Origin of the sequence: Streptomyces sp. NPDC088733 (assembly GCF_044751185.1) — a bacterium.
Lineage (GTDB): Bacteria > Actinomycetota > Actinomycetes > Streptomycetales > Streptomycetaceae > Actinacidiphila.
In genome coordinates, this window is sequence record NZ_JBIVLH010000001.1 from 234,242 (window position 1) to 245,106 (window position 10,865).

The 10,865-nt window shown below is 74.3% G+C and carries 12 protein-coding genes; 5 read left to right on the forward strand and 7 right to left on the reverse strand.

Going from position 1 to position 10,865, the window contains the following annotated elements; translation table 11 throughout:
• Positions 1-39 precede the first annotated feature (39 nt).
• Positions 40-1,038, reverse strand: a complete 999-nt coding sequence (locus ACIP64_RS01015) for a LuxR family transcriptional regulator (protein ID WP_401580399.1) — start codon at positions 1,036-1,038, stop codon at positions 40-42.
• Between the two features lie 39 nt (positions 1,039-1,077).
• On the reverse strand, positions 1,078-2,151 hold the full coding sequence (locus ACIP64_RS01020) for a terpene synthase family protein (RefSeq protein WP_401580401.1): 1,074 nt from the start codon (positions 2,149-2,151) through the stop codon (positions 1,078-1,080).
• A gap of 754 nt (positions 2,152-2,905) precedes the next feature.
• Between ACIP64_RS01020 and ACIP64_RS01025 the strand changes: the two genes are divergently transcribed.
• Positions 2,906-3,421 (forward strand): FBP domain-containing protein, encoded by a 516-nt coding sequence (locus ACIP64_RS01025; protein WP_401580402.1) that lies wholly within the window; start codon positions 2,906-2,908, stop codon positions 3,419-3,421.
• Between the two features lie 179 nt (positions 3,422-3,600).
• Here the strand turns inward: ACIP64_RS01025 and ACIP64_RS01030 are convergent, their stop codons facing one another.
• Entirely contained in the window at positions 3,601-3,816 is a 216-nt protein-coding gene (locus tag ACIP64_RS01030) for a DUF6296 family protein (RefSeq protein ID WP_360907063.1), read from the reverse strand.
• A 151-nt stretch (positions 3,817-3,967) separates the two neighbouring features.
• Here ACIP64_RS01030 and ACIP64_RS01035 point away from each other — a divergent pair, with 151 nt between their 5' ends.
• Both ACIP64_RS01035 and ACIP64_RS01040 read left to right on the forward strand, forming a co-directional pair.
• Complete coding sequence (locus ACIP64_RS01035) at positions 3,968-4,375, forward strand: RidA family protein (protein ID WP_360907065.1); 408 nt, start codon at positions 3,968-3,970, stop codon at positions 4,373-4,375.
• Positions 4,372-5,076 carry a 4'-phosphopantetheinyl transferase family protein gene (locus tag ACIP64_RS01040; RefSeq protein ID WP_401580405.1) on the forward strand — a complete coding sequence of 235 codons (705 nt, stop codon included), beginning with the start codon at positions 4,372-4,374 and terminating at the stop codon, positions 5,074-5,076. Before ACIP64_RS01035 ends, ACIP64_RS01040 begins: the two co-directional genes overlap by 4 nt.
• Positions 5,077-5,132: 56 nt before the next feature.
• Here the strand turns inward: ACIP64_RS01040 and ACIP64_RS01045 are convergent, their stop codons facing one another.
• Entirely contained in the window at positions 5,133-6,137 is a 1,005-nt protein-coding gene (locus tag ACIP64_RS01045) for an alpha/beta fold hydrolase (RefSeq protein WP_401580407.1), read from the reverse strand.
• Between the two features lie 294 nt (positions 6,138-6,431).
• On the opposite strand from ACIP64_RS01045, the gene ACIP64_RS01050 reads away from it, so the two are divergent.
• Positions 6,432-7,493 carry an ATP-grasp domain-containing protein gene (locus ACIP64_RS01050; RefSeq protein WP_401580409.1) on the forward strand — a complete coding sequence of 354 codons (1,062 nt, stop codon included), beginning with the start codon at positions 6,432-6,434 and terminating at the stop codon, positions 7,491-7,493.
• Between the two features lie 106 nt (positions 7,494-7,599).
• A complete protein-coding gene (locus ACIP64_RS01055; protein WP_401580411.1) occupies positions 7,600-8,046 on the forward strand; it encodes an SRPBCC family protein in 447 nt (148 codons plus the stop codon).
• Between the two features lie 50 nt (positions 8,047-8,096).
• On the opposite strand, the gene ACIP64_RS01060 is transcribed toward ACIP64_RS01055, so the two are convergent.
• From ACIP64_RS01060 to ACIP64_RS01070, 3 genes are all read right to left on the reverse strand, one after another.
• Positions 8,097-9,299, reverse strand: coding sequence for a transglycosylase family protein (locus ACIP64_RS01060; RefSeq protein WP_401580413.1), 1,203 nt, complete (start codon positions 9,297-9,299; stop codon positions 8,097-8,099).
• A gap of 152 nt (positions 9,300-9,451) precedes the next feature.
• Positions 9,452-10,039, reverse strand: coding sequence for a pyridoxamine 5'-phosphate oxidase family protein (locus tag ACIP64_RS01065; RefSeq protein ID WP_401580415.1), 588 nt, complete (start codon positions 10,037-10,039; stop codon positions 9,452-9,454).
• 92 nt (positions 10,040-10,131) lie between these two features.
• Positions 10,132-10,815: a pentapeptide repeat-containing protein gene (locus tag ACIP64_RS01070; RefSeq protein WP_401580416.1), complete on the reverse strand. Its 684-nt coding sequence runs from the start codon at positions 10,813-10,815 to the stop codon at positions 10,132-10,134.
• Between the last annotated feature and the right edge of the window lie 50 nt (positions 10,816-10,865).

Here is a 10,865-nt window from a genome sequence, read left to right on the forward strand (position 1 = left end):
TGCGCTGAGCTGCGGTGACGCGGGCTGCGGCCGCCGTGCTCAGACCCAGTTGCGGCGTGCCGCCGCGACACCGGCACCGAATCGGTTGGTCGTCCCCAATTCCGCGTAAAGGTCCTGAATACGGCGGCGCAGGGTCCGCGACGAGATCCCGAACTGCCGGGCGATCGCCTCGTCCTTGACGCCGGCCGCGAACAGCGCGAGGAGATTGCGTTCCTCGTCCGTGGGCTTGCGGTCCTCCTGCGGGGCGCCGGCCGGGGCGGGCAGCGGGTCACCGGGGCCGGGGGTGCCCGCCAGCGGGGAGGCGGCCGCCCAGTAGCGCTCGAAGAGTTCGGAAAGGGCCTCCAGCAGCGGGGGCGCCTCGGTGTACAGGCACGCGTTGTCGTCGGCCGCCAGGCTCAGGGACACCATCGCGGCCGACCGGTCGGCCATGGCGAGCTTGATCGGCAGCGTCGGGATGATCCGGGCCTCCTCCCCCCGCGACACCAGGCTGCCGAGTTCCTGCCGCCCGCCGTCCGCGACGAAGCTGGCGGCCGCGTAGACGGCCCGTACCCGCACCCCGCGGCCCACCGCCGCCTCGTCGAGCGGCCCGTTCGGGACGAGCAGGAACGGAGGCCGGTCCAGACAGCAGATCTCGGCGCGCGCGGCCTGCTTCAGCCGGTAGTAGCGGTCGCCGATCTCCTCCGGCGCGCTGATCACGAGGGTCCCGTGGCTGCCGTTCCTGGCCCGCTTCGCGGTGTCGAAGATCGCGCCGAGCGAGCCCGCCGCGTCGCGCACGGAGGCCAGTTGGCGTTCCCGCGACTCCACCAGGGAGCCGAGCGCGTGCCGGGGGTCGACGGTGAGGAACTCGCCCGACAGACGGCGGCTGACCAGCCCGAAGCGGTGCAGCCGCTCCAGCAGCGCCAGCCCTTCGGGATAGCTCACACCGAAGGCGGCCGCCACGTCGCCGACGGTCCCGCCACCGCGTGCGAGCAGGTGGCGGTAGGCCTTCTCCGCCTCGGAGTCCACCCCGACAAGACCGAGCGGCGCAGCATCCTCCATCAGAACCCTCCCCATTCACCGACCGCGCCCCCGAAGCCGTCACGAACCTAACAAGCCATTGTTGCGGCCAGGGACCGAATTTCGCCCCTGTGCCCGGGTCCCGCCGGCGGCGTAGCGGGCGGAGGCGCGCGAGAAGTCGAGGAAGCCGCGGGCCCAGGCGTGGATGCCGTCGGTGTAGCGGCGGATCGCGGCACGGCGGACGGCCGTGGTGGGCTCGGCGCGCAGGGCGCGGCCCGCGGCGGTGAGTTCGGCGACACGGCGGGTGTGCAGGCGCTGCGCCTCGGCGACGGCCTCGCGCAGCGGCAGCCGCCGGTGGTGGCGGAGCACGAGCACGAGGTTGGCGGTCTCGCCGCTCGCCAGTTCCTTGTCGAGCGAGAAGAGGTCGTTGGTCCAGCCGATGACGTCGGCGGCCGCCTCGCGCAGCCTGCGGCAGGCCGGCGCCGACCACTCGGCCGGTGTGAGCTCCGCGTCCTCGGCGTACTCGATGAGGTCGAAGAACCAGCCCGTCGCACCGGAGACCCGCCGCCAGGCGGCGTACGCCTCCGGGGTGAGCACGGCGTGGTCGGCGCGGTGCCGGAGCATGTCCTGGTTGGTGCGGAGCCAGGCGGCCAGGTGCGCGCCGAACCGGTCGCGCCAGGCCGGTCCCATCGCCGCGCCGATCCGCGGCACGATGTCGGCCAGGGCGCGGACCGCCGGCGGGGCCGGGGCCGCGCCGGCCGGTGCCGCGAGGGCGACGGTGCGGATCATGGCGTCCAGTTCGGCGTGGACCGCCGCGGGGTCGCGCGCCAGGGCGTCACTGCGGTCGTCGACGGCGAACATCCACAGCGTCAGCCGGGCCAGTTCGGTGAGCCGGCGGCTCGGCGCCCAGGGCCACACATGGGCGGCCATGGCCGCGTGCCGTTCGCGGCGGGCCTGTTCCGCGGTCTGTTCCGACAGCAGTCCGGTGTGCAGCGCCCAGGCCGCGACCTGCGGTTCGACCTGCCAGAGGGCGGAGTTGAACGCCGAGGGCCCCGGGATGCGGACCGCCGCCGCGGCCGCGACCGGCAGGGTGCCCCCGGGAGCCTCCGTTGCCGGAGTGTGCGTGTGCGCGTACGCCGTCGCCTTGTCCACCACGTGCCCCCCTCCCGGCCCCGTACGGCGGGCCAGGAATGCTTTTCGGCCATCCCCACCGACCGCCTCATACCCCTGCCCCGTCCGCGGAACGCCGGAATCAGGCAGGAAAAGCCCGGGCTTTGGCCATGAATTCCGCAGAGCGGGCCGAGATCTCCCGGGACGCCCCGGGAGCGCTCCGGCGGCCCTGGACACCCCTCGCGGCGGCGGCCGTTGACGGGCTCCGGCCTGTGCCGACACCCGCGGCGCCGGGGCGCCCCGGGCAGGTCCGGGCGGACCGCGACGCTCCGGGAGAAGCGGACGGCCGGGTTCCGCCGGTCCGGGAGAGGTTCCTCCAAGGGACTCGGGATGTCCTGCGCGACGCCTGCGCAGACCCCGGTCCGGCCCTGCCGGTCGCCGGAACGCCCGGGAATACTCGGCGGCGTTTGGCGTGAGCATGCTTGCCGCGCGGCGCACGGGGCGCGGCGCCGGCGACCGGAAGAACTCCCGGGTGCGCGGCAGTCGAGCGGGCACGTCCGGACCGGCGTGTGCGCCGAGCCGGGCGCCGGCGGCAGCGCCCTCTTCTCCGCGGCACCGACCTCGGCCGGATCTCGGGCGACAGCGGTGACTGCAGCAGCAGCGGGCCGGCACTGGGGGCGGCGACGGCGGCGGGAGGTCCCGCGGGGGGACACCCGGCGCCGTCGTATGCGGTGAGCGACACGGAGACGCCCGAAATCCCCGCGACAGCCCCCGCGCGCCGGTGTTAGCTTCCGGCACCATGGACCCGCTCACCGAGAACGAGATCCGCGACGCGTTCGTCAACTGCTCCAAGGGCGAGGCGCGCCGGGCCAACCTGCCGCGCGACCTGCACGGGCTGCCCTGGGCGGACCTCGACTTCCTCGGGTGGCGCGACCCCGGGGCCCCGGACCGCGGCTACCTGGTGGCCGAGCGGCAGGGCTGCCTGGTGGGCCTGTCGATGCGGGCGCCCTCCTCGGCGAGCAGGAGCCTGCTCAGGACCAGCCTGTGCTCCATCTGCCTCACCTCGCACGCCGGCTCGGGCGTCGACCTGCTCGCCGCGCCGAAGGTCGGCCCCGCGGGGCGCCAGGGCAACACCGTCGGCACCTACATCTGCGCGGACCTCGCCTGCTCGCTGTACGTCCGCGGCAAGAAGACCTCGGCCCTGGTGCGGCGCATGGAGGAGACGCTGACACCGGAGGAGCGCGTGGCGCGCGCACGGGCCAATCTGGCGGCCTTCCTGGACAGGGTCTTCGACGGCGCGCAGGCACCGGCCTGACCGCCCACCCGTGCGGCCGACGTCAGCGGTGAGACGGGACCCGCCCCGGCAGGGCGGCGAAGGACATGGGCGCGCCCGCCGGGCCGCCTCCGGCAGTGGGCGCCGCGGAGAGGGTGCGGACGGCGCTCCGGTGGCCGGGGGCCCGGCGGGCGGCGCTTCGGGAACGGGGCGGTCGCCGCTCAGTTCGGCCTGGCGCGCGAAGGCATGTCCGGACGCTGGTGCCCGCCGGTGGCGAGCATGCGGACCTCGCCGCGGTCGCTGATCTCCGCCTGCACGATGCCGGTGTCGTCGCTGTAGACGGGATGCCCTCCGGCACCCTTGCGCTCGGTGCGCCGGACGACCACGGTGTCACCGGAAACGGGGAACGTGAGTTCGTACGTTTCGGAGTGGGACATGTGGGGAACCTCCTGTCTCCGCACCTTATGACCATTTATGCCCAGAGAATCACTCTCCCATGACATCCGCTGTGACGTAGCCGATGGCGGCCCCGCGGGACCGTGCGGGATCATGGACCGCCGTCGCCCGTACGTCCCAGGGGGGAACCCGATGTCGCACCTCACCCACATCGCCGCGCCGGACGGGATCGCCCCCGCCGGCGGCTACAGCCACGTCGTCATGGGCGAGGGCCGCTTCGTGGCGATCTCCGGCCAGATCGCGCTGGACGCCGACGGCGAGGTCGTCGGCCCCGGCGATCCGGCGGCGCAGGCCCGCCAGGTCTTCGCGAACCTCGGGCGCTGCCTGGCGGCGGCCGGGGCGGACTGGGGCGATGTCGCCAAGCTGACCTTCTTCGTCACGGACGTCGCCGTCCTGCCCGCCGTGCGCGCGGCGCGGGACGCCCACATCGACACCGCCCGCCCGCCCGCCAGCACCGCGGTGCAGGTGGCCGCCCTCTTCCGGCCGGAGCTGCTGCTGGAGGTCGAGGCCTACGCGATCGTGCGGGACGTACGGCCGTGACGCTCGTCCCGCAGCCGTTCGACCCGGGGGCCCCGCCCCCCGACCCGGCGCCGCCCGCACCCGGCGGGCCGCCCCGGCTCTGGCTGGTGGACACCGCCGCCACCGCGGTGGACGCCGCCCGGCTCGCGCCGGACGTGCTGGACGCCGACGAACGCCGGCGCGCGGCGGCGTTCCGCTTCGACCGCGACCGGGACGCCTATGTCTGCGCGCACGTGGCGCTGCGGATGCTGCTGGGCGCCTACCTCGGCACCGCCCCCGGCGCGGTGGCGTTCGTCCGCGAGACCTGCCCCACCTGCGGCGGCCCCCACGGCCGGCCCGCGGTGCCGCAGGGCCGGCCGCACTTCTCGCTCTCGCACACCCGGGGGCTGTCGCTGCTCGCCTTCGCCGCGGTCACGGTGGGGGCCGACGTGGAGGAGGTGCCCCGCGGGGCGGCCCCGGACGGGGTGTGGCAGTCGCTCCACCCGCGCGAGGTCGCGGAGCTGGAGGCCCTCGCGGAACCGGACCGCGCGCCCGCCTTCGCCCGCGCCTGGGTCCGCAAGGAGGCCTACCTCAAGGCACTGGGCACCGGCCTGTCCCGCGAGCCCTCCGCCGACTACCTCGGCACCGACGCCACTCCGCCGCCCGGCCCCGCCGGCTGGCGGGTCCACGACGTCGCCGCGGGCCCGGAGCACATGGCCGCGATCGCCGTGCGCGAGGACTGACGAACCGCGGGCCACCGCGGTGGGCGGGTGCGCACCGTCCCGCCCACCGCAGGCGGTCAGCCGCGGGACTTGCGGGCGAGGGCGAGGGCGACGCCGCCCATGATGAGCGCGGCGCCCGCGATGCCGCCGATGGCGGTCAGGACCGTCTCGCGCCAGCCGGTGGCGGCCAGGGCGGGGGCGCCGGTGGTCGCCGCGGCGGGCGCGGCGGCGGAGGCCGCGGCCTCGCGGATGAGCCGGGTCACCACGTCGGGATGGGAGATCATCGCGACGTGCGAGGAGGCGACCTCCACGGTGCGGGAGCCGGCGCGCTCGGCCTCGAAGCGCTCCAGGGCGGGGTTGATGGCGTGGTCCTCGGTGGCGACCAGGGCCCACGACGGCACGGTCCGCCAGGCCGCGCCGGTCGCCGCCTGGGTGAACGCCGCGGTGGCGATGGGCCGTTGTTCGGCGGCCATCAGCCGGGCCTGCGCCGCGGGGAGGTCGGCGGCGAAAACGCTGTGGAAGCGGGAGTCGCGGACGTACACGTCGACACCACTGCCCGTCGCGTCGCGGTACGGCACCGTGCGCCGGGCGCCGTCCAGGCCGGTGGTGGGGAACTTCGCGCCCAGTGCGGCGAGCGTCTCGCCCCGGTCCGGCATGAAGGCGGAGACGAACACCAGCGCCTTGACCTGGGGATTGCCGGCGGCCGCCTCGCTGATCACGGCGCCGCCGTAGGAGTGGCCGGCCAGCACGATCGGGCCCTTGACGCTCCTGAGCACGCTGGCGATGTACGTGGAGTCGTTGGTCAGGCCGCGCAGCGGGTTGGCGGGGGCGATCACGTCGTACCCCTCGCCCTCCAGGCGGCGGACGACCTCGTTCCAGCTGGACGCGTCGGCGAAAGCGCCGTGCACGAGCACCACGGTGGGTTTGCCGGAGCCCGTACGGCCGTCGCCGGGGGCTGCCGCGGCGCCGACGGGGGCGGCGGCCAGGGCCGCCGCGGCGAGCACCGCCGTCAGGGGCGCGGCCGTGCGTATGCGGCGCGGGCGGGGCGGGATGCGGGGGATCGGATCGGTGTCGATGTCCATGGGAGCGTCGTCCCTCTTTCACGGAAGGGATGGAGGTCGCCTTCCAGCGTTCGCCCGCCGCCCCCGCGCCGCCCGCCCCGTGCGGCGGTCGGGTGACGGCACGCCGTGTGCCCTTCCCTTGCGCTCCGCGGACCGGAAACACCGGCGTCATCGAACGGCAGTATGATCCGCCTCACACATGATCCCGAACGGCGGAAGCCCGTGCCGCAGCATGCCTGCATGCCCACGGGCCGGCCGTCCCGGCACTGAGGGGAGCGTCCGATAGCCCTCCGAATATGGCTCAGCAGCGCGGGGGTGGCCACCACACAGGTGATGGCCATGTTGCGCGCGAACCCCGATGCCGTGGATGTGCGCATCTACGGCACCAACGTCGATCCCACCGCGGCCGCGCTCGCGGCCTGCGACGTCGCCGAGGTCGAACCCCGGCACGTCGCCGACCCGGTGTACGCCCAATTCGCCCTCGATTTCTGCCGCCGCCACGCGATCGACGTGCTCATCCCGCCCCGGCGGCTGAGCGCACTGGCCGGACTGTCGGACGAGTTCGCCGCCGTGGGCACACGGCTGATGTGCTCCCCGGCCCGCTCCGTCAAAGTGCTGACCAACAAGAGCCGTACATATGAGGAGGCGCTCGCCGCCGGCATCCCGGTGCCGCCGTGGCGGGTGGTGAAGGACGCCGACGGGCTGCGGACAGCCGTGGAGGAGCTGTCGGCGACCGGTGAGACGCTCTGCTTCAAGCCCGCGGGCGAGTTCTCCGCCTTCGGGTTCCGCATCCTGGAGGACCGGCCGATGGTCCTGCGCGACCTGCTGGCCCCGGCCCGTCCCATGGCCTCGGTCGACGCGGTCGCCCAGGCGATGAAGCAGGCCGCCGACGAGGGCGAGCAGGTGCCCGCACTGATCGTCATGCCCTACCTGGAGGGGCCCGAGGTCAGCGTCGACTGCCTGTCCACCCGCGGCGGCGAACTGCTCGCCGCGATCCCGCGTGCCAAGGAGGGCCGCTACCGGCTGCTGCTGGACGACCCGGAGATGACCGGCATCGCCCGGCGGCTGATCGCCCATTTCGGCCTGGCGTACCTCTCCAATGTGCAGCTGCGCCACCGCTTCGGGGAGCCGGTCCTGCTGGAGGCCAACCCCCGGCCCTCCGCCGGGATCTTCCAGACGGCCTTCACCGGGGTGAACCTGCCCTGGGCGGCCGTACGCCTCCTGCTGGAGGGCGACGCGGGCCTCACCGCCGCGCCGCGTCTCGGCGGCCGGGTCGCGGTGACCGAGGCGGTCACCGAGGTCCCGGACAGCGTTCCCGCCGTGATGCCGACGACGCCCGCCACCGTCACACCGGAGTCCATCGGCAGCGTGGCCTGACCGGTGCGGTGCCCCGGGCGGACCGCCGCCCGGGGCACCGCACGGGCAACGTGGCGGGGGCGACGCCACGGGCGCAGGCTGGAGGAAGGAAGGCAGGTGGCAGTCCATGAGCAGACTCGAGGAACAGATCGACCTCGGCGTTCCGTCCGAGGTGGCGTGGAAGCACTTGCACAGTGTGGGCGAGTATCCGCAGTTCGTCGGCGGCGTCCTGGACGCCGCGGCCGAGGGGGAGAGCAGGGCGCGGCTGGAGGTGGCCCGCGGCGGCGGCGAGGACGCCTCCATCGAGGCGGAAATCTCCGACCGGCCGCAGGCGCGCGGTGCGACCCGTGAGATGGCCTGGCGCACCAGCGGCACGCCGGAGATGAGCGGGACGTGCTCGGTCCTGCCGATCGACGAGCAGCACAGCCGGGTGCAGGTCCGCATGGAGTACGACGCCGGCGAGGTACGCGAGGCCTTCGGCGGCCCCAAGGGCTTCGCCCAGGTCAGCGCGATCGAACGGACGGTCCGCGACGACCTGCGGCGCTTCAAGGACCTGGTGGAGCGCGAACGCTGACGTGCGGCGGCGTGCCGCGGGGCGGTCCGCACGGGCCGCCCCGCCGCACATCACATGCGCACTCCGTGCCGGCGCAGGTAGGCCACCGGGTCCACGTCCGTCCCGTAGCCCTCGCCGGTGCGGACCTCGAAGTGCAGGTGCGGCCCGGTCGTGTTGCCCGTGGACCCCGAGCGTCCCACCTGCCGTCCCGCGGACACCGTCTGCCCGGCCCGTACGGTCAGCGACGAGAGGTGGCCGTACTGCGTGTACATCCCGTCCTCGTGCCGGACGACCACCTGGTAGCCGTACGCCCCGCCCCAGCCCGCCTCGACCACGGTGCCGGCGGCCACGGCCTTCACCGAGGTCCCGGTGGGGACGGCGAAGTCCTGCCCGGTGTGGTAACCGCTGGCCCAGTGCGCGCCGGCCCGGTGGTAGGGGGTGCCCAGCGATCCGCTGACCGGCGCCACGAACGCGGTGGCGGCGGCGGGCTTGGCCTTGGCCTTTTCCTTGGCCTTTTCCTTGGGCCCGGCCGCGGGCTTGGCCTTCGCCGCGGGCTTCGCGGACGTGGCCGGCGGCTTGGTGTGCGGCGCCGCCTTGGCCGTGCCGCCCGGCAGCGCCAGTTCCTGGCCCGGGAAGATGAGGTCCGGGTCGGCGCCGACGACCGGGCGGTTCGCGTCGTAGAGCCGCGACCAGCCGCCGCGGACGTCCTGCTCCTCGGCGATGCCGGAGAGGGTGTCCCCGCTGACGACCCGGTAGGACGCCTCGTGGCCCTCCTGCCGGTGCTCCGGCTGCCGTTGAGGCTTCGTCACCTTCTCCTGCGCGGAGGGCTGTTCCGTCCGCGTCTTCTTCTGCGCGGGGAGCTTCGTGCGCGGCTCCGGTCCGCCCCGCGTCAGCCCGGCGCGCTGCGAGCACACCGGCCACGCCCCCGGCCCCTGCCCGTCCAGCACGCGTTCCGCGACGCGTATCTGCTGGTCCCTGGTGGCCAGGTCCGCGCGTGAGGCGTACTTCGTCCCCCCGTAGGCCTTCCACGTCGACGGGGTGAACTGGAGCCCGCCGTAGTAGCCGTTGCCCGTGTTGATGCTCCAGTTGCCGCTGCTCTCGCACTGCGCGACCTTGTCCCAGGTGCCGGCCGTCGCCGCCCCCGCGCCGGTCGCGGCGATCAGCGGCAGCGCCAGCCCCGCACCGGACGCGGCCGTCACGGCCACGGACATCTGCGAGAGGCGGCCGGGCGGCTGGGGTCTGCGGTGGCGACCTCGTACGGGCCGTACGGGCATGGGGGGACCACCTCTCCGGTTCCGGACATACGGCCGTACAAGTACGACAGAGGGATCCTGTCGCCGCAAGAGCGCGTTCGGGAATCGCCCGTGCGCCCCAATCACCACCGCACCGCGTCGACTTGAGCCGTCGGCGGGGCACGGGCGCCGGGTCAGGAGGTCCGGGGTGGCAGCGGGAGCGGGAGGGCCGGGAGGCCGTCGAGGCTGGTACCGACATGGGGCTTGGCGGCGCAGTAGTCGTTGAAGGACGCGTCGGTCTCGCGCGAGAAGCGCTGCGTGTGCAGGTCCCGCTCCTCGCGGAAGTCCATGTACGGCACGGCGAACCCGCAGCTGTCGCTGATCCGTTCGGCGGTGACGACGATGATCGCGCGCACGTCGGTGCGCTTGCGGACCTCGTCGGAGAAGTGCGGGACGAGCGCGTCCCAGCGGGGGTCGTCTCGGAGCACCGCCTCGCCGCGTCCGTGGACGCGCACGATGGACGGCGGCCCGGTGAAGGCGCACCACATCAGGGTGATGCGGCCGTTCTCCCTGAGGTGGGCGATGGTCTCCGCGCCGCTGCCGCCGAGGTCGGCGTAGACGAAGGTGTGGTCGTCGAGGAGGGCGGAGGACCCGTCGAGGGCCTTGGGCGAGAGGTTGACCCGGCCGTCGCCCGACAGGGGCGCGGTGGCGGTGAAGAAGATCTTCTGCTCTTCGATGAAGGCGCGCAGGCGCCCGTCGATGCGTGCATAGGTCTTTCCCATGTCCGCGATTCTCCGGCGGTGGCACGGATTCCGCGGCCCTGCGCCGGTCGTGTCGGGGTGACCGCGCCCCGGCCGGGTGCGCGGGCGCGCGGTCAGCGGCGGGTGGTGCCCCGGTCGTCGTCGCGGACCTCGATGCCGAGGGCGGCGGCCAGGGCCGGGGCGAGGTCGAGCAGCTGGGCGCTGCCGATGATCGCGCCGCGCAGGTACTCGTGGCCGTCGGCGAGGTTGAGGAGGGTGGTGCCGCGCAGGTCCGTGCTCTTGAGTTCGGCGTGGCCGATGCGCAGCCGTTCGAGCTGGGTGCCGGGGAAGGCGACCTCCTTCAGTCGCGCGCCGCCGAGGTCGACGTCGCGCAGGACGCAGTCCTCGAAGACGACCTCGTGGAGCGAGCCGCCGCGCAGGTTGACGGAGTCGAACTTGCAGCGGCGGAAGACCACGCGCCGCAGCACCGCCCCGAAGGCCTCGACCCCGGCGAACACGCACGAGTCCGCGGTGACGTCCGTCCAGTTGGTCTCGGCGAAGGAGGTGCCGACGAACCGGTCGCCCTGGAGCCACACCTCGTTGAGCCGCCCCCGGCGCAGGCTGCCGCCGTTGAGGACGGAGTCGGTGACGGCGCACTCGAGGAACTGGGCGCCGCCCGCGTCCTGGTCGTCGAGGGTGAGCCCGGCGAAGTGCAGCGTGTCGTACCGCTCCTCGACGAAGAGCCGGGACTCGGCGAAGGGCTCCAGCACATGGGCGTACGGGAGCTCGTCCAGAGAAGTCGGCGCCTTGTGGGTCATGCCGCCACGGTAGCCGCCCCCACCGACAGCGCCATGAGGACCCGGCAGCG